The organism is Flavobacterium sp. DSR3-2, from assembly GCF_049896525.1.
In the GTDB taxonomy this organism is placed as follows: domain Bacteria; phylum Bacteroidota; class Bacteroidia; order Flavobacteriales; family Flavobacteriaceae; genus Flavobacterium.
Genome location: NZ_JAFCUM010000004.1, coordinates 139,152 through 164,129, shown reverse-complemented (window position 1 = coordinate 164,129; position 24,978 = coordinate 139,152). Strand labels below are relative to the sequence as shown.

The 24,978-nt window shown below is 34.9% G+C and carries 22 protein-coding genes; 19 read left to right on the top strand and 3 right to left on the bottom strand.

The features are described from left to right. Positions 1-430 precede the first annotated feature (430 nt). From ACP7AV_RS07660 to ACP7AV_RS07650, 3 genes are read right to left on the bottom strand one after another with little or no spacing between them, the layout of a single operon-like run. Positions 431-1,861, bottom strand: coding sequence for a TolC family protein (locus tag ACP7AV_RS07660; protein WP_426091438.1), 1,431 nt, complete (start codon positions 1,859-1,861; stop codon positions 431-433). Further along, the gene (locus ACP7AV_RS07655; protein ID WP_426091437.1) at positions 1,839-5,024 is read right to left on the bottom strand and encodes an efflux RND transporter permease subunit; all 3,186 of its coding nucleotides are present in this window, start codon (positions 5,022-5,024) and stop codon (positions 1,839-1,841) included. Before ACP7AV_RS07655 ends, ACP7AV_RS07660 begins: the two co-directional genes overlap by 23 nt. Before the next feature lie 43 nt (positions 5,025-5,067). After that, entirely contained in the window at positions 5,068-6,150 is a 1,083-nt protein-coding gene (locus ACP7AV_RS07650) for an efflux RND transporter periplasmic adaptor subunit (protein ID WP_426091436.1), read from the bottom strand. A 1,734-nt stretch (positions 6,151-7,884) separates the two neighbouring features. Between ACP7AV_RS07650 and ACP7AV_RS07645 the strand changes: the two genes are divergently transcribed. The 19 genes from ACP7AV_RS07645 (at position 7,885) to ACP7AV_RS07555 (ending at position 24,954) form a co-directional block, all read left to right on the top strand. Further along, a complete protein-coding gene (locus ACP7AV_RS07645) occupies positions 7,885-8,682 on the top strand; it encodes a sulfite exporter TauE/SafE family protein (protein ID WP_426091435.1) in 798 nt (265 codons plus the stop codon). Between the two features lie 81 nt (positions 8,683-8,763). Continuing rightward, on the top strand, positions 8,764-10,038 hold the full coding sequence (locus ACP7AV_RS07640; protein WP_426091434.1) for an FAD/NAD(P)-binding oxidoreductase: 1,275 nt from the start codon (positions 8,764-8,766) through the stop codon (positions 10,036-10,038). Positions 10,039-10,198: 160 nt separating this feature from the next. Continuing rightward, positions 10,199-10,783 carry a TetR/AcrR family transcriptional regulator gene (locus tag ACP7AV_RS07635; RefSeq protein ID WP_426091433.1) on the top strand — a complete coding sequence of 195 codons (585 nt, stop codon included), beginning with the start codon at positions 10,199-10,201 and terminating at the stop codon, positions 10,781-10,783. Then, positions 10,780-12,090 carry a TolC family protein gene (locus ACP7AV_RS07630; protein WP_426091432.1) on the top strand — a complete coding sequence of 437 codons (1,311 nt, stop codon included), beginning with the start codon at positions 10,780-10,782 and terminating at the stop codon, positions 12,088-12,090. Before ACP7AV_RS07635 ends, ACP7AV_RS07630 begins: the two co-directional genes overlap by 4 nt. Then, positions 12,090-13,187 (top strand): efflux RND transporter periplasmic adaptor subunit, encoded by a 1,098-nt coding sequence (locus tag ACP7AV_RS07625; protein WP_426091431.1) that lies wholly within the window; start codon positions 12,090-12,092, stop codon positions 13,185-13,187. The genes ACP7AV_RS07630 and ACP7AV_RS07625 overlap by 1 nt, the downstream gene beginning before the upstream one ends. Beyond that, positions 13,187-14,428, top strand: coding sequence for an ABC transporter permease (locus tag ACP7AV_RS07620; RefSeq protein WP_426091430.1), 1,242 nt, complete (start codon positions 13,187-13,189; stop codon positions 14,426-14,428). The genes ACP7AV_RS07625 and ACP7AV_RS07620 overlap by 1 nt, the downstream gene beginning before the upstream one ends. Next, on the top strand, positions 14,425-15,105 hold the full coding sequence (locus ACP7AV_RS07615; protein ID WP_426091429.1) for an ABC transporter ATP-binding protein: 681 nt from the start codon (positions 14,425-14,427) through the stop codon (positions 15,103-15,105). Before ACP7AV_RS07620 ends, ACP7AV_RS07615 begins: the two co-directional genes overlap by 4 nt. A 280-nt stretch (positions 15,106-15,385) precedes the next feature. Beyond that, entirely contained in the window at positions 15,386-16,801 is a 1,416-nt protein-coding gene (locus ACP7AV_RS07610) for an MBL fold metallo-hydrolase (RefSeq protein ID WP_426091428.1), read from the top strand. A gap of 130 nt (positions 16,802-16,931) precedes the next feature. Next, positions 16,932-17,600, top strand: coding sequence for a carbonic anhydrase (locus ACP7AV_RS07605; RefSeq protein ID WP_426091427.1), 669 nt, complete (start codon positions 16,932-16,934; stop codon positions 17,598-17,600). A gap of 83 nt (positions 17,601-17,683) precedes the next feature. After that, entirely contained in the window at positions 17,684-19,084 is a 1,401-nt protein-coding gene (locus ACP7AV_RS07600; RefSeq protein WP_426091426.1) for an MBL fold metallo-hydrolase, read from the top strand. Between the two features lie 11 nt (positions 19,085-19,095). Beyond that, entirely contained in the window at positions 19,096-19,413 is a 318-nt protein-coding gene (locus ACP7AV_RS07595) for a rhodanese-like domain-containing protein (RefSeq protein ID WP_426091425.1), read from the top strand. Positions 19,414-19,689: 276 nt separating this feature from the next. Continuing rightward, complete coding sequence (locus ACP7AV_RS07590; protein ID WP_091205548.1) at positions 19,690-19,998, top strand: DUF202 domain-containing protein; 309 nt, start codon at positions 19,690-19,692, stop codon at positions 19,996-19,998. 67 nt (positions 19,999-20,065) lie between these two features. Further along, a complete protein-coding gene (locus ACP7AV_RS07585; RefSeq protein ID WP_426091424.1) occupies positions 20,066-21,295 on the top strand; it encodes an MFS transporter in 1,230 nt (409 codons plus the stop codon). Between the two features lie 10 nt (positions 21,296-21,305). Further along, complete coding sequence (locus tag ACP7AV_RS07580; protein WP_426091423.1) at positions 21,306-21,575, top strand: rhodanese-like domain-containing protein; 270 nt, start codon at positions 21,306-21,308, stop codon at positions 21,573-21,575. Between the two features lie 114 nt (positions 21,576-21,689). Then, positions 21,690-22,259, top strand: coding sequence for a TlpA family protein disulfide reductase (locus ACP7AV_RS07575; RefSeq protein WP_426091422.1), 570 nt, complete (start codon positions 21,690-21,692; stop codon positions 22,257-22,259). A gap of 95 nt (positions 22,260-22,354) precedes the next feature. After that, positions 22,355-22,924, top strand: a complete 570-nt coding sequence (locus ACP7AV_RS07570) for a YeeE/YedE family protein (RefSeq protein WP_426063946.1) — start codon at positions 22,355-22,357, stop codon at positions 22,922-22,924. Between the two features lie 10 nt (positions 22,925-22,934). Next, entirely contained in the window at positions 22,935-23,432 is a 498-nt protein-coding gene (locus ACP7AV_RS07565; RefSeq protein ID WP_091205541.1) for a DUF6691 family protein, read from the top strand. Between the two features lie 201 nt (positions 23,433-23,633). Next, positions 23,634-24,512: a c-type cytochrome gene (locus ACP7AV_RS07560; RefSeq protein ID WP_426091421.1), complete on the top strand. Its 879-nt coding sequence runs from the start codon at positions 23,634-23,636 to the stop codon at positions 24,510-24,512. 16 nt (positions 24,513-24,528) lie between these two features. Beyond that, the gene (locus tag ACP7AV_RS07555) at positions 24,529-24,954 is read left to right on the top strand and encodes a DsrE family protein (protein ID WP_426091420.1); all 426 of its coding nucleotides are present in this window, start codon (positions 24,529-24,531) and stop codon (positions 24,952-24,954) included. Positions 24,955-24,978: the final 24 nt, after the last annotated feature.

The window sequence follows — 24,978 nt, the reverse complement described above, 5'->3', positions numbered from 1 at the left end:
TCATTTGATTTACAGGGTTTTTTTTATGCTTAAATCTCAGTAAAACCAAAGTTTGACGAGGGGTTAGATTGCAAAAAATAAATTTTACAAAAACAAACATAAATACTTCATATTAAAATAGTTACATACTAAAAAATGATTATGGTCACAGTGAAAGTCGAACAGTTTTTATTGAATTATAAGGTTAAAATCATACAAATACAACTTACCCTAAATAAAAACCACTCCTCTCATAAATTCTAAATTATATTTTCATGGCTCCTTTTTAGATTCCGAAAAAAAGACCTTTAAGATGATAGCGGGATCAAAACCAAATTTAAATCTGTTCTTATAAAATAAAAAAACAGTAGTAAACTTGTGCTCACTACTGTCTAAAAATGTTTTTTATATTTAATTCGTAACGTACGATTTTTTAGAAACTCAAATTAATTTATTTCCAACCGCCACCTAAATCCTTGTAAATATGAACTACTGCGTTGAGTTGCTCTTTTTTGGTCTCTATGAGTTCGAGTTTGGATTCCAAAGCATCGCGTTGAGTCATCAAAACTTCAAAATAATCCACTCTGGCGGACTTGAATAAATCACCTGCTACCGCAATCGAACGATTCAAAGCATCTACTTGCTGCGCTTTCAGTTGATACTTTTTTTCCAAATTATTAATTTTAGAAAGCTGACTGGAAACCTCGAGATACGCTTTAAGAATCGTACGCTCATAGTTGTATAATGCCTGAATTTGTCTGGCATTCGCAGCACTATACTCCGCTTTAATTGCATTCCGGTTAATCAACGGTGCTGCAAAATCTCCCGCTAATGAATACAATAACGATTCTGGAAATGTAAACAAGTAAATAGCTTTAAAAGCATTAACCCCAACCATTGCTTTAATATCTAATGAAGGATAAAACTCAGCACGCGCTACTTTTACATCTAATTTTGCTCCCTCCAATTCCATTTCGGCTTGTTTAATATCAGGGCGATTCGCTAATAATTGAGAGGGAATTCCGGTATGAATTACCGAAGGCAACCTACTAGTGAAATTTGTTTTATCTCTCCTTATTTCCTGCGGGTATTGCCCTAACAAGAAATTGATTTTATTCTCCGTTTCTTTTATATTTTGAAGAATCTCAAACTCCATACTTTTCGAAGCCATTACCTCAGCCTGGAATTTTTGAACAGCCAATTCAGTCGATCTAGCCGCTTCTTTCTGAATTTTTACAATTTCCAAAGCGGTGCTTTGCAAGGCAATATTCTGTGTAACAATATCCAATTGGTTATCCAAGGCCAGCAATTCGTAATACGAATCGGCAACCTCAGCGATAAGATTGGTTATCACAAAATTCTTTCCTTCAACGGTTGATAAATATCGGCTTACAGCTGCTTTCTTAGAATTCCGTAATTTTTTCCATATGTCTACTTCCCAATTGGCATAAGCGGCTATTTTCAAATCGCCTAATGGTTCTGGCATTTCTAGGCCGGGTCTTATTTCAGTTAAAGCATCTCCGGCACCCTGGCTGGTATATCTGCCCACTTTTTCAATCCCAGCACCTGCGCCGATACCAACTTTTGGTAAGAGAGCTCCTTTACGGACACGGATATCACTTTTGGCAATCACAATTTCCTGCAAAGTGATTTGTAATTCCTGATTGTTTTTTAAAGCAATTTCAATCAGGTTTATCAAATTAGGATCTTTAAAATAAGTTCGCCAAGGCGTCCCGGCTATATTGGTAGTATCCGTACTCTTGTAAAAAGATTGTGGAACTGCTTTGGTTTCTATCAAAGGCGCTAACGCTGGAGCACAACTTGCCAACGCCAGACAAATACTTAGCGGGACAATATATTTATAATTCTTTATTTTTTGCATGATTATTATCAAATTCTTCGGTTAATGGATTCTCTTTTTCATTTTTTACCAGTTTGTATTTTTCAGCAATTCTGCCAAAAACATAATAAAGACCAGGGATAACAAATACTCCGCAAATAGTTCCAATCAGCATTCCTCCTGCCGCCGCTGTACCAATAGTTCGGTTACCTATTTTACCGGGAACCGTAGCAAATACCAGTGGAATTAAGCCTGCAATAAACGCAAATGAGGTCATCAAAATAGGACGGAATCTGGCTTTTGCGCCTTCCATTGCTGCTTCAAGCACGGTTCTTCCGGCGGCATGCCTTTGAATTGCAAATTCGACAATCAAAACTGCATTTTTACCCAGTAAACCTATCAGCATCACCATGGCTACCTGTGCGTAAATATTGTTTTCTAAACCTGTTAATTTCAATAAAAGGAAGGCTCCAAAAATACCTGCTGGTAAAGAGAGTATTACTGATAACGGGAGAATGAAACTTTCGTACTGTGCTGCTAAAACAAGATATACAAAACCTAAACAGATTAGGAAAACCCAAACGGCTTGATTTCCTTGTGAAACCTCATCAGCAGAAATACCCGCCCAATCAATACCAAAACCTCGGGGTAATTTTGACTCTGCTACTTCCTGTACAGCTTTAATAGCGGCTCCACTACTGTATCCTGGCGCAGCTGATCCACTAATTTCAGAAGAATTATACATATTATGTCGGGTGATTTCCGATAGTCCATACACTTTTTCCAACTTCATAAAAGCGGAGAAAGGCACCATTTCTTCCCGACTGTTCTTGACATATAATTTCAAAATATCTTCAGGTAGGGCACGATATTCAGGAGCGGCCTGTACAATAACTTTGTAATTAAACCCGTATTTGATAAAACTGATTTCGTAATTACTACCCACCAATGTTGATAAAGTGTTCATGGCGTTTTCAATGGAAACCCCTTTCTGTTGTGCCAAATCATTGTCGACTTTCATCATATACTGGGGAAAACTGGCACTGTAAAAACTAAACACGGATGCTAATTCTGGACGTTTATTCAATTCCTTGACAAAATCATTATTAACGCTTTCCATTTTCTTGTAATCTCCTGACCCTGCTTTATCCAGCAGACGAAGTTCAAAACCTCCTGCGGCTCCATATCCTGGCACCGCTGGGGGTTGGAAAAATTCAATATTGGCACCCGGAATATCTTTGGTTTTCTCTTCTAATTCGGTCATGATTTCTTGTACAGAATGCTTTCGTTCGCTCCATTCTTTAAGATTAATCAAACAAGTTCCGGCATTGGCTCCCGTACCTTCCGTAAGAATTTCATATCCTGCCAAAGCTGATACCGATTGCACACCGTCTATAGTTTCCGCAATTTTCTGCAATTTTTCAGCAATATTATCTGTTCTTTCTAAGGAAGAACCAGGAGGCGTTTGGATGATAGCATAAAACATTCCTTGATCTTCATTAGGAATAAATCCTGAAGGAACAGTACTGCTGATGAACCAAGTTCCCGCACAGAAACCTATAAGCGCAATAAAAGTGATGGTTCTTCGGCTTACAATGCGACTTAAAACGCTTTGATATTTCGCGGCAGTACTATTAAACTTAGAATTAAAACCATCTAAGAAGCGATTTATTGGCGTTCTCTTTTTAGGTTTGCCATGGTTGCTTTTCAACATCATCGCACAAAGTGCCGGTGTAAGCGTTAGTGCCACAATACCCGAAAGAATAATAGCAGTTGCCATTGTAATCGAGAATTGACGATAAAAAATCCCTACGGGTCCAGACATGAATGCCACCGGAACAAATACTGCTGCCATCAAGAAAGTAATCGCTATAATAGCACCCGCTATTTCATGCATTGCTTTTTTAGTAGCTTTTAAAGGTGAGAGATGTTCTTCCTCCATCTTAGCATGAACGGCTTCAATGACTACAATAGCATCATCGACGACTACTCCAATGGCTAATACTAGTGCAAATAAAGTAATAAGATTTAGTGTAATCCCGAATAATTGCATGAACATAAAGGTTCCAATAAGGGAAACAGGCACGGCAATCGCCGGTATAATAGTTGATCTCCAATCGCCCAAGAAAAGAAACACTACTAAACCCACTAAAATAAAAGCTTCTACCAAAGTATGAATTACTTTTTCGATGGAAGCATCCAGAAATTTAGATACATCATAACTGATTTCATAATCCATTCCTTTTGGAAAAGAATTTTTCTTGATTTCAGCTAATTTTAATTTTACATCTCTAATAACCTGACTGGCATTACTTCCGTAGGATTGTTTCAAAACAATTGCAGCAGAAGGTTTTCCGTTTAAGTTCGAATAAATATCATACATAGAACTTCCAAACTCAATATTGGCGACATCTTTTAATCGTAAAATTTCGCCGTCAGGATTCGACCTAAGTACTACATTTCCATATTGTTCTTTACTTGTAAATCGGCCCGAATATTTCAGTACATATTCAAATGCTTGCGATCTTTTACCAGAACTTTCCCCTGTTTTACCTGGTGAAGCTTCTAAACTTTGATCTGCCAACGCTTCCATAATTTCCTCCGCAGAAATTTTATAGGATAACATTCTGTCTGGCTTCAGCCAAATTCTCATCGCATATTCCCGATTACCCAAAACATCAGCAAATCCTACTCCATTTACCCTTTTTAACTCAGAGAGAATATTAATCTCTGCAAAGTTGTACAAAAACTTCTGATCCGTGTTCTTATCTGTACTGTAAAGATTCACATACATCAACATACTCGATTCTTCACGCGTAATTTTCACTCCTTCTCTTACCACTAATGGCGGTAATTTATTGACTACAGAGGCTACACGGTTTTGAACATTTATCGCTGCCTGATTCGGGTCGGTACCCAAATTAAAAATTATTTGAATACTAGCTTCTCCATCATTACCAGCATCTGAAGTCATGTATTTCATTCCGGGAACTCCATTGAGTGCTTTCTCAAGTGGAATGATGACAGACTTGATCATCAGTTCTCCATTAGATCCTGGATAATCTGCTATCACATTTACCCTTGGTGGCGAAATAGAAGGAAATTGAGTCACCGGCAAATTGGTTAGTGCCAAGACTCCCAAAAAGACAATTATGAGCGATATTACTATCGACAAAACTGGTCTTTGAATAAATTTATTAAACATTATATTTATTTTTTATGGTTAAACCAAATTGAAAATTATAAACCTATTCCGTTTTTAATCGCAAATGGGCGATGACGTCTTTCGATTTTATAAAATCATACTTTATCTTTTCATCGTCCTTAACTTTCTGAATACCTTCCAGTAAAATCTTGTCGTTTTCAGTAAGACCACTCGAAATCACATATAAATCCGGGATTTCACCAGTAATAATAATTTCCTTTGATTCCAGTACATTGTTTTTATTTACCAAAAAAACATATTTTTTATCTTGAATTTCATACGTAGCTTTCTGCGGAATTACGATAGCATTTTTAAGCGGAACATTCATTTGAACCAATCCAGTTTCACCGTGCTTCAGTAATTTGTTTGAGTTCGGGAATCGTGCTCTAAAGGCAATGTTTCCTGTTTCATTATTAAACTCACTTTCAATCACCTCAACATTACCTTTAAACTGAAAAACTTGGTTATTGGCCAATAGCAGACTTACTTTATTAGTGGCACGATCTTTTACATTGCTCTGATATTCTAAATACTCCGGTTCTGAAACATTAAAATAGGCAAACATTTGACTGTTATCAGAAAGACTGGTCAGTAAAGCTCCTTCATCTATTAAACTTCCTAATTTTAATGGAATGCGATCAATAGTTCCGGCAAATGGCGCTCTGATTTCAGTGAATGATAAATGTAGTTTTGCCAAAGCCACTTCAGCTCTTGCCTGCTCTAATTTGGCTTGAGCCAAAGACTGCTCGTTTCTGGAAACTATATTTTTGTCGGCAAGGGTTTTGGCATTATGTAATTCAATCTCAGCGCCTTTTGCTTCTGCTTGTGCCTTTAGCAATTCTGCCTGATACATTCCCGGCATAATTTTAAATAATAGCTGACCTGCTTTTACATATTGACCTTCATCTACATAGATGTTTTGTAAATATCCTTTTTCCTGCGATCGAACTTCAATGTTACGTACAGAACGAATTTGCGAAACATATTGTTTGGTAAACGAAGTATCGATTTTTATGGGATTGGTAACAATAAATTTCGTCTCTTCTTCTTTTTCTTCTTTTTTTGTTGTACAACTTGTTAGGCACAACAAGGCAATCAAGCCCGTGAACACGAGTATTTTATTCATGATGTAAAATGAAAATTAAGCGATTAAATACTTGGAATTGGGAATTCCTTAGAAATAAAAAGTCATCAGTTTTCAAAAATATTGGAACTGGCATACTATAAATGAAAGCTTAAAGCGTTCAAAAAGTAAGCAACCTCAAAAATTTAGTAACTGATTTCAGTATTAATCAAATTCTTAATACCTGCTGAATAATATAAATAGGATATGACTGGCCACAAAATGGCGCGAAGATTTTAAAATTTTTATTACAATAGTTTAAGACAGACTGGCAAGAAAATGTTTGATACCAAACTTTTGAAACGCCAAATTTTTCCTTAAAATTTTTATTTAAATTTCTTTTTTTAAGAGAATCGCTGTTGGAGCATTCCTCTTCTAGATCAAAACCACCAGCATTAATCATAATACTGCCCGAAATCGTCTTAGCAAATTTTACTTCATCCGAATGTACAATTTTGGAAATCAATGAGCTGTAGGTGTCATTGTCATGCGAGGTAGCATGAACATAATTTCCTCCGCATTGCAGATAGAAAAACAGGTATAGAAAAAAAACAGTTAATCTCATTTGGAAGCCAAAAGTAATAAAAGTAATGAAAGAAAAAACAATTTTAATTAAGTTTAACAAGTAAAAGAAAGCGAAAACGATTGCAGTTCTTTCAAAAAAACATTAATGAAGAATAAACACAATTTTAATTAATTAAACGTTAAGCAATAGTAAACTACTTTTCCACATTTATAAAATGGCTTGTATCTTAATAATTAGAAACAAATTTCTCTAATCTCATAAAATCTGGTTTATTAAAAGTTTTAGCACTTTTACCTACATTTATAAAAGTATTAATCAACGCAGCATTATTAAATTAAATTCATTGATCAGCACATAATTCCTGTACCTCAATTAATCCATTGCTTTGCCCAAGATTACTAAATAGCAAATATCTGATTACTTTTCTTCATAGTATTCCTTCATGAATGACTCAAAATAAAATGTTCATCGAAAAACTATAAAAAGTACATTAAATAAATGTGTTCGACTGTCGAACACCAAAATCATATTTAAGGAGTAATTTTTATCTTAAAAAATTGAATTTTTACAATAAAAGATAAAAAACAAAAGAAACAATTGATAAAAAAAAATGATTTTAAGAATTGAAAACAAAAATAAAAAACTCATATAAACAAATGTATCTAAAATTATTTTTCGACTTTATCTATAAACATTGATGTAGGAGTTAGGTGTTCGATTGTTATCCCGGCGACTCCAAAAAAAAACCTGTAAATAATTAATTTACAGGTTTTTTTAGGACTAGACAACTTCTTTCCTCAAAACTTAACAAGCTATTTTACTGCTATGGCGGTAATTTTAAGGAATCTACTTTCTATTTACAACACGATTTTGTACCAAAAGATAGATTGCTACAAACAATCTGAAATTATTTCATACTTCATTAAGTATTCTACTGTTGAACTTCAGACATCGAATTTGATACCAAACAAATTTCTCAGATAATCAAAAAAAGCTTCTATTTTAGCGTACTTTTAAAATATAATCTTAAAAAATCAAAAAAATAATGGCCTGTAACATCTTGCTTCCTACCGCCTCAAAAGATGACATAAAAAGGATTTCTATACTTGTTTGGAAAACCTATTATAATTTTAAAAAAAATCCTCTGTGTGATAAATGTTACTGTAACTAAAATTTAAACTGACAATATTTGCATCATAAAATTTAAAATTATGGAATATTTCGGTTATTTTGCGTCAATACTTATTGGCGTTGCATTAGGACTAATTGGAGGTGGTGGAAGTATTCTCACGGTACCTGTATTGGTTTATTTATTTGCAGTTGAACCCGTGATCGCAACAGCCTATTCATTATTCATTGTTGGTTTAACAAGTGCCGTGGGTAGTGTTGGATATTTCAAAAAAGGATTGGTAAACATCAAAACTGCCATTGTTTTTGGTATTCCGTCCATTATTGCCGTTTTTACAACAAGAGCAGTAATAGTTCCTGCAATTCCTAAAGAACTGTTTTCTATTGGAAACTTTATCTTGACTAAAGACCTTTTTTTAATGCTGCTTTTCGCTGTAATAATGATCATTGCTTCTTATAGCATGATTAAAAAAGACAAAAAACTAGTTTCTGAAGAACCACATGAACAAAAATTCAATTATCCACTGATACTTATAGAAGGAGCACTTGTTGGAATAATTACCGGACTTGTGGGAGCTGGTGGTGGATTTTTAATTATACCGGCTTTGGTTATTTTGAGTAAACTTAGTATGAAAGAAGCGGTTGGGACTTCATTAGTAATCATTGCTGCCAAATCTTTAATCGGTTTTTTTGGAGAAGGTGGAGAAAACGTTATCGATTGGCAATTCTTATTTACCATTTCAGGATTTGCAGTTATTGGAATTTTTATTGGTACAGCATTATCCAAAAAAATTGATGGCAACAAACTGAAACCTGCCTTTGGTTGGTTTGTTTTAGTGATGGGAATTTATATTATAACTAAAGAACTTTTTCTAAAATAAAAACCCTCTGTGACATAAGTCACTAAATAAGAATGAAATACTCAATACTATTGGTCGTTTTATTATCTTAAAAATCAAAAAATGCCAAATCATTATAAAATACTTGTCATAGGTGGAGGAAATGCAGGACTTTCTGTAGCCTCACAGTTACTTCGTAAAAGAAGTAATTTAAACATTGGAATCATTGACCCCTCTGAAAAACATTATTATCAACCCGCATGGACACTGGTTGGTGCTGGAATTTTTGACATCAATAAGACCGTTCGAAATGAAAAAGACGTTATTCCAAAAAACACTACCTGGATCAAAGAAGCGGTGTACGAATTTATGCCAAATGAAAACAAAGTAAAATGCCGTTCAGGTGCTGTATTCACTTACGATTACTTAGTAGTTTGCCCAGGGATTCAATTGAATTGGAATAAAATAAAAGGACTAGAGGAAACACTGGGAAAAAATAACATCAGTAGTAATTACTCTTTTCAACAAGCGCCATACACTTGGGAAATGATTGAAAATTTTCCGGGTGGCACAGCGGTTTTTACAAACCCAACAACGCCTATAAAATGCGGAGGAGCACCACACAAAATTATGTATTTAGCGTGCGATTACTGGCGCAAAAAAGGAATTTTAGATAAATGTGATGTTCATTATATTTCTGGAGCAAGCGTAATATTTGGTGTCAAAGAATATGCGGAGACACTACTAAAAGTGATCGCCAAATATAATATTCACGTTCATTATAGCGCTAATGTTACAGCAATTGATGGTAAGAACAAAACAATTGAATTTGAAACTAAAGAGATTGATTATAATTTAACTCAAAAACTATCTTCTGAAAATGCAGGCTATTACGACATTGTAGAAAATGACGGCGTGGAAGAATTTAAAAAAGTAACTTTAAACTTTGATTTGTGTCATGCAGTTCCACCGCAATCAGCACCCGATTTTATAAAAAATAGTCCATTAAGAGATGTACAAAATCCTTTGGGATATGTAGAAGTTGACAAAAACACACTGCAACACACTCGTTTTTCTAATGTATTTGCTTTGGGTGATTGTATCAATGCGCCTTCTAGTAAAACAGGTGCAGCAATACGGAAACAAGCCCCAATTGTGGTTGAAAACCTTTTGGCAATCATGGATAAAAAGACCGTTACAGCACAATATGACGGCTATAGCGCCTGCCCTATTCCAACACAATACGGAAAATTAATGCTGGCTGAATTTGATTATTCTAATACGCCGAAAATGACTTTTCCCATAAATCAGACAAAACCAAATTGGGCCATGTGGATTCTTAAAACTAAAATTCTGCCTTGGCTTTATTGGAATAAAATCCTAAAAGGAACTGCCTAATCACTAATACCTAGATTTTTAATTTGTTATCCCTTTCAAGTCAAACTGAAAGGGATTTTTTTATTTTGGCTTAAGTGACAATTATCACTTTTTAACGGAATTAATATTCGGAAATTTACAGAGTGAACATTCACTTACTTGTATTAAAAACCAATTTAAAATGAAAATGTCAGACAAACAACTGGAAATAATCAAAGCCACCGGAAACATTCTCACTTCGTCTGGTGTCAGTGGTTTAACCATTAAAAAATTGGCCGCAGCCATGCAATTCTCTGAAAGTGCTATTTACAGACATTTTGAAAGCAAAGAGGAAATAATCTATGCATTGCTTGATTTTCTGGCTACAAATATGGACGAAAGATTAACAGCATCTTGTTCGATAAAAGAAAATCAAAAAGAGCAATTTGTTCGATTATTTCAGAATCAGTATTCGTTTTTTAAACAAAACCCACACTTTGTTGTCGCAGTTTTTTCTGATGGATTAATGGAAGAAAGCCAGCGCATCAACGAAATGATTTATAAAATAATGAGTGTAAAAATTAAACATTTAAAACCACTGCTTATTGAAGGTCAGCAATCAGGCGTTTTCACAAAAGCCATTTCAGCAGATGATTTGACGCACATCGTAATGGGAACTTTCCGACTCCAAATATACAAATGGCGCATGGCCAAATTCCAATTTGACATTGAGATCGAAGGAAATAAAATGATACAAGCTATGTTAACATTAATCCATTTAAAATGAAAAATACATTCCGAATTTTATTAGTGCTACTGCTCAGTATTGAGCTGCAAGCGCAGGAAAAACTTTCCTTCACAAAGATTGATGCCGTTTTGCTCTACGCCGAAAAAAATACAGTAGTGCTTAAAATTTCGAACGAACAAGTAGCATTGTCAAAGTACCGAACTTTAATTTCAAAAATAAATGCGTTTAATCCACGAGGAAATGTCACGGCTTCGGCAACAGATAATTTACAGCTGCCTACTAATTATTTGCCGGCACAAATCTTTGGCGGTGTTCCCGGTACTTTTAAGGAAACACAATTTGGACAACAATACATTAGCACCATTGCTGTTACTCCGAAAATTGATTTGATCAATATTCCCGCTTGGCAAAAAATAAAAGCGTCTAAAATCAATGAAAATTATACCGCTGCAACTACTTTAATAGTTAAGAAAAATCTTTTTGAGACTATTACAACCACCTATTACAACATCGTTTCCATTCAAAAACAAATTGAAGTACTGCATGCCAATTATTCGAATACTAAAAAAATTGAAGACATTGTTTCCAACAAACAAAAAGAAGGCCTGGCCAGGCAACAAGATTTGAATCAAGCTATCGCAAATGTGTTACAAATAGAGGATAAACAAACACAACTGGCTACTGTCCTACTCCAGCAGAATAACATTTTGAAAACAGCCTGCGATATTCCAATCACAACTACTATAGAAATAAACGATACTCAGCAAAATGCATCGGAAAATACTGTTTTGGATGTTACCAATACTTTATTGAGTCAACAGAGCAAGTTGCTTCAAGAGGTTTCCAATCAAGAGTTGAAAAGTTTTAACTCCTCCTTTTTTCCGACACTTTCATTAGTGGGAAACTGGATGTATCAAGACAATAGTAATACCGGCTTTTTTTATCCAAATTCAAATACTTTTCAAGCATCTTATGTCGGACTTAGATTGAATTATGCACTGCCGGATGCTTCGAAATACCTGCAGAAAAGAAATCTGAAAACCGCTGCTGCGATTGCCGAAGAAAATGCAAAACACAATTTGCTTCAAGAAAACAATCAAAACCAACAATTGAAATTAGAGTATCAGAAAGCCATTGATAGTTATATTATTAACCAAAAAATTGCTGTTCTAAAAATGGACACGTACACTAAAAATTTAGACATATACCATCAGGATTTGATTTCGCTAGATAATTTAATGATTTCCTTTAATGAAAAACTAAATAGCGAACTCAACTTACAAGTGATAGCTACTACTATTTCTTATTTGACCACTAAAATAAATCTCAACAACACCATTCAATAATGAAAACAATAGTAAAAAGTATACTGATTTTAGCATCACTCGCATTGTTATATTCCTGTGGCAAAAAAACGGAAGAAACCAAAGTAGAACGTAAAAATATCACCGAAATGGTCTTTGCATCGGGCACTTTAAAAGCCGATGACGAATACAACTTGATGGCGCAAACGGAAGGATACATCACCAAAATCAATTTTAATGAAGGAGATGAAGTTGCCGTTGGAAAAATTTTGGCAGTAATTGATAATCCGCAAAGTACGATCAATACTAAAAGTGGTTCTAAATTGCTGCAAATTGCAAAAGCAAATACCAGTTTTAATGCGCCACTTTTGCAACAGTCAAAAGCCTATTTAAATGCAGCAAAATTAAAAGTGCAACAAGATGAATTATTGGCCGCTCGGTATAAAAAATTGGTTGAAAGCAACAGTATTGCCAAGGTTGAATACGAGAATATGTTGATTGCCGTGAGCAATTCGCGAGCTTCAGTCGCGGCACTAGAACAACAGTATCAAAATCTTTTGGTACAGGCCAATCAGCAAGTGATTGTCCAAAACCAACAATTGGAAAACAGTATGGTCCTTCAGGATTTTAATGAAATAAAAGCTTTGGTAAACGGTAAAATTTACAAACAGAAAAAACAGGTGGGCGATTATGTACGCAAAGGAGATATTATTGCTGTGATTGCCAATAACCGAAAAATCTATGCCAATTTGAATATCGACGAAAGCAATATGGGAAAAATAAAATTGAACCAAAAAATCGTTGTAAAACTTAACGTAAACAGTGATAAAACTTATAAAGGCGTTGTTTCAGAAATCCTGCCCACTTTTGATGAGCAATCGCAATCCTTTATCATAAGAGCCATTTTTACAGAACCTGTGGATTTTGCCATTTCCGGAACCCAATTGGAAGCTAATATTTTTGTGAATAAAAAGCAAAATGCCTTAGTTATCCCAAGAAGTTTTTTGGGTTACGGCAACAAAGTTTTGGATGAGGACAGAAAACCGATTGTAGTGAAAACAGGTATTGTTTCCTCTGATTATGTTGAAATAACATCGGGTTTAAATGAAAATCAAATCGTATTAAAAGAATTGTACTGATGAAAAATTACAAACACAAGATCAATTCTGAAATTGCTTTTACCCATTTAATCTCCAAAAAGAAACAGACAATGGTAGCCGCATTAGGAGTGACTGTTGGGATTGCCATTTTTATTTTCATGAATTCGCTAATGTATGGTTTTGAAGTATATTCTGTTGAAAGTTTGTTTAAATCGACGCCACATTTGCGCGTTTATAAAGAAGAACGCATCAGTCAACCCTTGATTAAAACCAGCAAAACCGATTTAGCTTTGCTTACTAATCCCAAAATCACGAAAGAAAGCAAAAAATTAATCAATCCGAATTTAATCATTGAAGCACTGAAAAAACAACCGGAAGTCATCGGCGTAACCCCAAATGTTTCGGCAAATGTGTTTTACAATAACGGAGAAGCACAAGTAACGGGAAGAACCTCCGGAGTAAATATTGAGGAGCAAAATACGATGTTTCAATTGGAACAATACATTGTTGAAGGTAAATATTCCGACTTAAAAGCCAATCAAAACGGAATCATTTTAGGGGTTGGAATTGCTGAAAAACTGAATGTTCGGTTGGCAGATAATATTTCGGTTACCACTGCTTATGGGGTTTATAAAGTGATGAAAGTGGTTGCACTATTAAAAACCGGAGTTACAAATACCGACAAAACACTTTCGTATACCAACATTTCGGCAGCACAACAACTCAACAAACAAGGCGCAAGTTTCATAACCGATATTTTTGTGAATATCAATCATTATGAAACGGCTAAAAAGCTAATTCCAAAATTCGAACAGTTAAGCGGTTATGAAGTTGAAGATTGGGAAACTGCAAACGCATCGGCAGCGGCAGCGAATAAAATCAGAAAAATGATGGCCATGGCCATTTCGTTTTCGATAATGCTGGTCGCGGCTTTTGGTATTTACAATATTTTGAATATGACCATTATGGAAAAACTGAATGATATTGCGATTCTAAAAGCCATTGGTTTTTCGGGTAAAGATGTCATCCAAATTTTTGTAAAAGAAGCCATTGCTATTGGAATAATTGGGATTGCATTTGGTTTGTTGTTAGCGATGATTTTAGTAAAAGTAATGGGCAATATGTGGGTTGGCGGTGATATAGGGTTTTTCCCGATTCGGTTTTTTCCAAAATTCTTTGGCTTGGGAATAGGGTTCGGGTTAATTGTAACCACATTGGCGGGTTATATTCCGGCCAGAAAAGCAGCGAAATTAGATCCAATAACAATTTTTAGAAAATGATACAATCGGAATTATTATTACAGGCAAAAGGAGTTAGTAAATATTTTTACGAACCCGCTAAATTTAAGGTTTTGAACGATATCTCTTTTGACATTCACAAAGGGGAATTTGTAACCATGGTTGGAAAATCAGGTTCTGGAAAATCGACATTGTTATACCTTCTTTCTACAATGGATACGGATTATGAAGGCAATATTATTTTAGACGGTGAAAATTTAACCCAAAAAACAAAAGAACAGTTAGCTGCCATTCGCAACGAAAAAATAGGTTTTGTTTTCCAGTTCCATTATTTATTACCTGAATTTTCGAGTTTAAAAAACGTAATGATACCGGCACTCAAATTAGGGAAATATTCCGAAGAAGAAATTGAATCGAGAGCGTATTCCATTTTAGAAAAATTGGATTTGAAAGACCAGGCATTAAAACCAACTTCCAAACTTTCGGGAGGACAACAACAGCGTGTGGCCATTGCCAGAGCATTAATAAACGATCCAAAAATCATTATGGGCGATGAACCAACAGGGAATTTAGACAGTAAAAATGCAGCAATTGTTTTTGATTTGTTCAAACATCTAACAACTGAGTTTAACCAAACGGTGATTGCGGTAACCCACGACAATGATTTTGCAAAAGCGAGCGACAGAATTATTGAAATGGCTGACGGAATTATTTTATAAAAAAAAAGAAATTTTAACGAAATAGCTGTGCCAAAACAACACGAATTTGGTAGTTCTAACACATTAATCTGCATTTAAAAAAACACAGAAAAGACCTTCATATTTGGAGGTCTTTTTTTTGCCTGTACCTTGTAATGCATTCAAATTCAAATCGCTATGTGACATTTATCACATACTATAATTAATACTAAAATAATTATTTTCTTATGATAATTATCACTTTAGATTAAAAATGTGCCCCCTAATTTTGCCCTATCAATAATTTAAAAAACATAATATTATGAAAATCGAACAAATTTATACCGGATGTATTGCTCACGCAGCCTATTATTTAGAAAGTAACGGAGAGGCTGCCATTTTTGATCCATTACGCGAAGTACAGCCTTACATCGACAGAGCATTTAAAGACAATGCTAAAATTAAGTACGTTTTTCTGACCCATTTCCATGCTGATTTTGTTTCGGGACATTTGGATTTAGCCAATAAAACAGATGCGAAAATTGTTTACGGTCCAACAGCGAAACCGGCTTATGAAATTATTACTGCCAAAGACGGACAAATTTTTGAAATTGGAAACTGCAAAGTAAAAGTGATTCATACGCCGGGACACACCATGGAAAGTACTACTTTTCTGTTGATAGACGAGAACGGAAAAGAGCACGGAATCATAACTGGCGATACCCTGTTTATTGGAGATGTAGGCCGTCCCGATTTAGCGCAACACGTTGTGGCTGATTTGACCCAAGACAAACTGGCCAGACATCTTTACCAATCCTTACGAAACAAAATCATGCCTTTGTCTGATGATTTAATTGTATATCCCAATCATGGAGCGGGTTCCGCTTGCGGAAAAATGATGAGTAAAGAAACTACCGATACGTTGGGGAACCAAAAGAAAACTAACTACGCCCTGAACCCAAAAATGAACGAAGATGAGTTTGTTACTGCGGTGCTAACAGGATTAACAAATCCTCCGGGTTATTTTCCGGCTAATGTTTTAATGAACATCAATGGGTACGAAAGTTTAGATGCTGTTCTTAAAAAAGCAAATAAACCTTTAAATCCGGAAGAGTTTGAATTGATTGCCAATGAAACTCGTGCCTTAATTTTGGATACCCGATTGGCATCAGAATTTGCAAATGGATTTATCCCAAACAGCATTAACATTGGTTTAGACGGTAATTTTGCCATGTGGGTAGGCGAAATGATTCCCGATATTAAACAAGAAATACTGTTAGTTACCGAGCCGGGAAAAGAAGAAGAAAGTATGGTTCGTCTATCTCGAATAGGTTACGATAGTACAATTGGATACTTAAAAGATGGTTTTGAATCATGGAAAAAAGCGGGCAAAGAGGTGAATACACTCACCCGAATTACTGCAACAGAATTGGAAGAAAAACTAAAAAACGAGGAAATTCCCGTTTTTGATGTCAGAAAGAAAAGCGAATATTTATCGGAACATTTGGTTGGAGCAATAAATATTCCGTTAAACGAAATCAACAGTCACTTGGCTGAATTTCCAAAAGAAAAACCATTCATCCTGCATTGCGCCGGAGGTTATCGTAGTATGTTGGCGGCATCAATTCTAAAAATGCGTGGTTGGGATAATTTTGTTGATGTTATTGGCGGTTTTACAGAAATTACAGAAACAAGTCTTTCAAAAACGGATTATGTATGTCCGACAACATTATTATAAAACAAGTTTTGTTCTATATAAAGAGAGAGAATCTGAAAAGGTTCTCTTTTTTTTTGTTCCAAAGTGATAATAGTCACTATTCAAAAGCATTGCTGTCAGTATTTTTGAAAAAATTAATAGATAAAGGATAATGAAAAAAATAATTTTAGTCTCCTTCTTGATGTTGCTCGCTGCAACCGGATGTGATAAAACTGATACAAAAAAATTGGAAGAAAATAAAAACCAAACTTTATTAGAAAAATTAGTTTCCGGGAATCAACGCTTTTTAGAAGAAAAAACAATTCATCCCCATCAAAATAAAAAATCAGTTTTAGAAAATCAAAACGTACAACATCCTTTTGCCGTTGTAGTCACTTGCTCAGACAGCAGAGTTTCGCCTGAAATTCTGTTCGATCAGGGGATAGGCGATTTATTCGTAATCAGAAATGCTGGAAACCTAATTTCTGATATTGATTTGGGGAGCGTCGAATATGCAGTTGAGCACCTCGATGTTAAAGTAATCGTCATTTTGGGACACACAGAATGTGGTGCTATTAAAGCGTACATTGGTGATAAAAATAATGATTACAAAAAGCACCTAAATCACATTGATGACATTGTGGAAACTATCGCAGAGGAAAAAGAGGAACTGGAAGCCGAAAAACAAACGCCAAAACAAGACAATGTATTAGGTTGTATCAATGCTAATATTGAACATTCAAATAGGCTTGTTCAGGAAAATTCAATTGTAAAAGAACATAAAACTAAAATTATTTCTATGCGTTATGACGTGCATACAGGCAAATTAATTCAGTTGTAAACCGCTATGTAACATTAGTCACCAATTTTAATAAAATCATGACCTAATTTTGTCCAATAAATTAGAAATTAAAAAAAAACGATATGTATTTTCAACACATTTACGACAAGAGTCTTGCTCAGGCAAGTTATTTTATTGGCTGTCAAAAAGCAGGTGTAGCCGCAGTTATTGATCCTAAAAGGGATGTTGACACCTACCTTGAAATTGCCAAGCAGAACAATATGAAAATTACTCATATTTTAGAAACACACATTCATGCTGATTTCCTTGCTGGTTCCAGAGAATTAGCCGCTTTGACGGGAGCAGAAATGTACCTTTCAGCGGAAGGCGGGCCCGATTGGAAATATGAATTCCCTCATGTTGACGTGAGAGATGGTGATGTTCTAAAAGTAGGAAACTTAAAAATCGAAGTAGTTCACACGCCTGGACATACTCCGGAAAGCATCAGTTTTCTGTTAACAGATACTCCCGCAAGCGATGAACCCATAATGTTGTTTACCGGTGACTTTGTATTTGTTGGAGATATAGGAAGACCCGATTTGCTTGAAAAAGCAGCAGGAATGAAAGGAACACAAGACATTGGTGCCAAACAAATGTATCAATCCATTAATAAATTTGATGCATTGCCTGATTATATTCAAGTCTGGCCAGGTCATGGAGCAGGTTCTGCTTGTGGAAAAGCATTAGGAGCCGTTCCAAGCAGCACTGTAGGATATGAAAAAATAAGAAACTGGGCTTTTCAGCATAAAAATGATGAAAGTGGATTTGTAAAATATTTATTGGAAGACCAACCGGAACCGCCAAAATATTTTGCGATGATGAAAAAACTAAATAAAGTTGATCGTCCGCTTCTTACAACTGTTCCAAAATTAAAACAACTGGATTATAGCGAATTAACAGCAGCTTTAGAAAAAGGAATCAAATTGATTGATGCAAGGGATAAAACGGAATTTTCTAAAGGATTTATTCCGGGAAGCATCAACATTCAGGGCAATAATTCATTTGCCACTTGGGCAGGATGGTTTCTTACGTATGAAGAACCTTTTATGTTGCTTGCCGATGAATCACAATTAGATGATTTGACCAGAAAACTAATGCGAATTGGATTAGACAACATCCACGGGTACATTCCTTCTACGAAAATATGGGAAGAAAATGGCGGTTCTTTGGAGAAAGTAAATCAAATTACAATAGAAGAATTTAAAGCCTTACAACAAGAAAAAGATGTTCAAGTTGTTGACCTTCGCGGTGTTGCGGAATACAATGCAGGTCACATCAAAGGAGCTGACAATGTATTTGTAGGTACTTTGGTAAATAATCTGGACAAAATAAGTAAAGATAAAAAAGTATTAATCCATTGCCAAGGCGGTGACAGGGCAGCAATTGCCTATTCATTATTAGCGCGAAATGGTTATAAAAATGTGCTCAACTATTCTCCGGGAATGAATGAGTGGATGAGCCAAAATAATCCTATTGAATACTAAAAACCTCAATTATGTTCGGAATTTTTAAAAATATATTTTCAAAAAAAGACACCACACAAATGGAAAAAATAATAAAAGAAGGTGCTTTCCTCGTAGATGTTCGCACACCGTCAGAATTCGCAGAAGGTCACGTAAAAGGTTCAACGAATATTCCTTTGGATCAAGTGGCGAGCCAATTGGAAAAATTCAAAGAAAAAGATCATATCATTGTTTTCTGCCGAAGCGGTAATCGCAGCGGTCAAGCCAAAATGATTTTGGAGCAAAATGGTTTCAAAAACGTTACAAATGGCGGTACTTGGCAAGATGTAAACGAAGCTATAAGTAAATAAACAACGATAGTTTTAAAATAGTGTGCAGTTTAAAATAAGAGATTTTTTGTTTTAAGCTGCATCCTTATTTATGCAGCAGCAGAGATTTAAGCGAAATTAATGCGATTGAATTGGTAATTGGTTTAGTAAATATCTTTAAAACATTTGATTTTTCAAATTGACTTAAATAAAGTGTAAATTTGATAGTCTTTTTATAAAAAATTAATGATTTTTAGCTTTTTAAAAAACAAAAACGACTTAACTACTTTTTGCAAACAATTACACACATACAATGCTATGGAAGAGAAAAAACCAGCAAACAAAGACTTAATTTTAAGAGAGAAATTAGCGTTGCAACGAACAACTTTGGCCAATCAATCCACATTTCTTGCCTTTTTGAGAACGTCAATGTATTTTTTGATTGCAGGTTTGAGTTTGAGAAATCTGCTCAAAATTGAAAATAGTTTACTGATTGAAATCGCACTTTTTGTCACTTCATTTATCATTTTTGTTTTTGGAACCGTGAACTATTTTAAACACAAAAAATCCATCGCAGAAAATAAAAAACACATAGGTGACTACCAATTAGAATATTACAAATTATAAGAACTTACCCTTTTTTGGTCCTAACTTCTTTTTCAAACGAAGATTTTAAATTAATAAATTACCTCAATTGAAAACAAATACAACCAAACTTGGACTGAAAGAAAATTGGAAACAGTTTACTATTTTGGTTATTGTCAATGCCTTTGTCGGCGGAATGATAGGAATGGAACGAACCATTATTCCAAAATTTGCTGAGATTGAATTTGGCATTGCTTCAAAAACGGCTATACTCTCTTTCATCGTTGCCTTTGGAATTACAAAAGCCATTACCAATTATTTTACGGGCAAACTCGCGAACCGTTTCGGGAGAAAAAATTTGCTTTTATTCGGTTGGATTCTGGCCATTCCCATTCCTTTTATTTTAATTTATGCAGAATCTTGGAACTGGGTGATTTTTGCCAATATTTTATTGGGAATTAGTCAAGGACTTACCTGGAGCAGTACAGTGGTGATGAAAATTGATTTGGTTGGAGAAAAAGATCGTGGACTTGCGATGGGACTCAACGAGTTTGCCGGTTATTTTGCCGTTGGATTAGTTGCTTTTCTGTCAGGCTACATTGCACAAAAATATGGCATTACGCCCTACCCTTTTTACTTGGGAATTGGGATTTCGATAATTGGTTTTTTATTGACTTTGTTTTTTGTGAAAGACACCAGAGTATTTGTTCAACAAGAAAACACAACGAATAAAACTGAAAAATTAGATAATATTTTTCTGGAAACCACTTTCAAAAACAAAACATTAAGCGCCGTAACACAAGCAGGATTAGTCAATAACCTGAATGACGGTATGATTTGGGGACTTTTACCTATTGTGTTGCTTTCTTTGAATTATGATTCACAGAATATTGGAATTATAACCGCTATTTATCCTACCGTTTGGGGTTTTGGACAATTGGTAACCGGAAAAATGTCAGATGTTTATTCGAAAAAAAAGATGTTGTTTTGGGGAATGTTACTTCAGGGAATTGCGATACTTTTTATTCCTTTTGCTGCAGCATTCTATCAGTTGGCCGCCATTTCAGCATTTTTGGGTTTAGGAACGGCGTTAGTTTATCCTACTTTTTTATCCGCCATTGCACAGGCGACAAATCCGCATCAGAGAGCAGAAAGTATTGGTACATTCAGGCTTTGGAGGGATTTAGGATATGCGATAGGCGCGATTATTTCAGGAATAACAGCTGATTTATTCGGTGTAAATTATGCCATTATATTGATAGGAGTTATCACCATTGCATCATCAGTAATAATCAAAGTTCGAATGCCAAAAGACCATTTACAAAAAACAACTAACTGATTCAAAAGACATGAAAGAAATAGATAGCTCCTCAAATGAATGCATTCAAGTTGAAGTAGTAAAACAAGCGCTTCAGCAAAATGAAAAAATACAGATTATTAATGTCCGTTCCAAAGAAGAATTCGAAAATAATCATATTCCGGAAGCCAGAAATATTACTTTGGCAGAAATTGAAAACCAAATACATCAAATCAAAAAAAATTGTAAAATTATTACAGCTTGTGGAAAAGGTGGAGGAAGATCGATGGATGGAGCTAAACTTTTAAAAGAAATGGGATAAAATGCAAACTGGCTTTGCGGTGGAACAAATGAATGGTTAAATTTAAAATAAAGTATAAAGCTAAAACAAAGAGATTCTTTCTTTTGAGAAAGTAATAATTCAAAAAAATAAAAAATGAACTGGAAAACGCCAAAAAAATCCACTATCCAAAACATTGTTTTTATCGTGTTAATAGCATTGCTTCTGTTCAGTCCGTTGGGCACTTTTGTAAAAGTACAACTGAACCGATTAATTGCCTTTTCACCCAAAACAATTGCGGTAACAGATCAAAAAATGCTTTCCAATTATCAATGGCAATTAAAAGACGCCACCGGAAAGATTGTCTCATTGGAAGCATACAAAGGAAAAATAGTATTCATTAATTTCTGGGCCACTTGGTGTCCACCTTGTATTGCCGAAATGCCAAGCATTCAAAAATTATATGTTGATTATCAAGATAAAATAGTCTTTTTGTTTGTGACAACGGATTCCTTCGAAAAAGCAAATGCTTTTATGATTAAAGAAAATCTGACGCTTCCTGTGTATCAATCGGTAACCAATCCTCCATTAGAAATGGAATCGGCGACAATTCCGGCAACTTATCTTATTAATCAATCAGGAAATGTAATCGTAGCCAAAATTGGAACAGCAAATTGGAATAGTGATTCGTTCCGAGAAATGCTAGACGAGTTATTAAAAAAATAAAATCATTGTCATTTTTACTTTTTTTTTCTTGTGTGACAAAAGTAACATAACTACTCATTTATAAATTTAATCTTTGTGGTTATAAAAAAATAAATATGGAAATTTTAGAATTAATCAGAGAGCCTTGGCCTTGGTATATTGCAGGCCCATTAGTTGGACTTACAGTTCCGGCTTTGTTAATCATTGGAAACAAATCATTTGGAATTAGCGCCTCATTACGTCACACTTGCGCCATGTGCTTACCGGCAAACATAAAATTTTTCAAATACGATTGGAAAAAAGAAATCTGGAATATGTTTTTCGTTTTCGGTATTTTATTGGGTGGTGTGATCGCGTACAGCTCTTTGTCAAATCCAAATCCAATTAATATTAATGGAAATCTAAAAACCGAATTGGCAGGCTACGGCATAACTGAAATTTATGGAATGTTACCGGAACAATTATTCTCGTGGGAAAGTTTATTTACACTCAGAGGCTTTTTTATGATGGTTATTGGTGGCTTTTTTATTGGTTTTGGTTCTCGCTATGCGGGAGGATGTACCAGTGGTCACTCTATTTCCGGTTTGTCTAATTTACAAATGCCATCGCTTATAGCAACATGTTGTTTCTTCATTGGAGGATTGATTATGGCAAATGTTATTTTACCATTTATTCTTTCACTTTAAATTACGAATTATGAACATTAAAGATCAAAATACAGATTTCGAAACGCGTTCTTTAGATACTTCTTGTATCAATGAGAGTCAATTAGAACATAAGTGGTACCACAATTTAAAATATTTAATCATTGGTATTTTGTTTGGTATTGTTTTCATTAAAGCAGAAATTATCAGTTGGTATCGCATTCAGGAAATGTTCCGTTTCCAATCTTTTCACATGTATGGTGTAATAGGAAGCGCCGTTGTGGTGGGTATAATATCCGTTTTTCTGATTAAAAAATTCAATATTAAAACCATTTATGGAGAAAAAATCGAGTTCCATGACAAAACTTTCAACAAAGGTCAAATCTACGGAGGACTTATCTTTGGATTGGGTTGGGCAGTAACAGGAGCTTGTCCTGGACCATTATTTGCACAAATTGGAACGGGTGCCACAGTGATGATTGTTACTCTGTTTTTTGCAATAGTGGGAACTTGGGTATATGGTTATTTTAGAGATAAACTGCCTCATTAATACTTTATGTATCCAGAAAAACAAAATATAGTCCAATTTAAATCGCTCGTAAAAAGGCTAATTTATCTGTTTACAACCATTATCTTCCTGGTAATGGCTTTGTTCGTCGTTTTGTTTTTTAATAGATCAATCACTGCTTGGTTTCAAAAAAATGATACGCAAATAGATTCCCTTTATGTCGACGCAGAAAAAAAAGTGATTTTGCAAAATGAAACGGCAAAATTCTGGAAACCGGCTGATATTGCTCTGATTAAAGATTCAACTTTAAAACAAGAAGTAGAATATGGCAAAGATCTAATTGCGCATACGGCTAAATACTTGGGTCCAAATGGCAGTGTGAAACAAATTACTAATGGAATGAATTGCAACAATTGTCATTTGGATGCCGGTACAAAACCGTGGGGAAACAATTATGGTTCCGTATATTCAATGTATCCAAAAATGAGAGCGCGAAGCGGCCAGGTGGAAAATCTATACAAAAGAGTGAATGACTGTATGGAAAGAAGCTTAAACGGTCAACCGCTAAAAGAAGATAATAGGGAAATGAAGGCTATGATAGCATACATTGAATATATTGGCAGTAAAGTTCCTAAAGGAAAAGAGGCAAATGCTTCTGGAATCTATGATTTGGAGTATTTAGATCGCGCCGCTAATCCTGTAAAAGGAAAAGCACTATATGATGCCAAATGTGCCAGCTGCCATCAAAAGAATGGTGAGGGGATTTTGGCAGCGGATAAAAAAGAATACACGTATCCACCACTTTGGGGTAAAAATTCGTATAATAGTGGTGCAGGATTGTTTAGAATCAGTCGTTTTGCAGGATACATAAAATTCAATATGCCATTGGGCGCCTCCTATGAAAACCCTCAATTATCCGATGAAGAATCGTGGGATATTGCTGCTTATGTAGAAAATCTGGAAAGACCGTCGAAAGATTTAAGTCAAGACTGGCCCGATATTTCCAAAAAACCGGTGGATCATCCTTTCGGTCCATTTTCAGATTCATTTACGGTAACCCAACATAAATTTGGACCTTTCAAAACAATAAAAGCCGAAAAAAAGAAAAACGAAAAAAAATAATCTTAAAAACCCAATTATGAAAAACCTAACCATTTTATTTGTTCTTGCATTGAGTATGATTTCCATTGTTTCGATGGCACAAAAAAAGCCAAACAAACACAAGATCGTTTTTCAGTTTACCAATGCTGCTGATACTTTACAACAAAAAGCATTGATAAACCAGCTGACAAACCTAACAACGCACTGGCCAAAGTCAAAATACGAGGTGGTGATTCACAGCATGGGTTTACCATTTGTAATGTCAGAGAAATCAAAGCAAATACAAGCAATAAAAGCACTTCGGGCTAAAGGCGTTCGTTTTTTAGTATGCGAAAACACTTTGAAAAGTCAAAAAGTAACTAAAGAACAATTGATTTCAGAAGTAGAATATGTACCAGTAGGAATAGCAGAAATTGTAGAAAAACAAGAACAAGGCTGGACGTACATTAAGGGCGGATTCTAAAGTAAAAATGTAAATTGTGTTTTG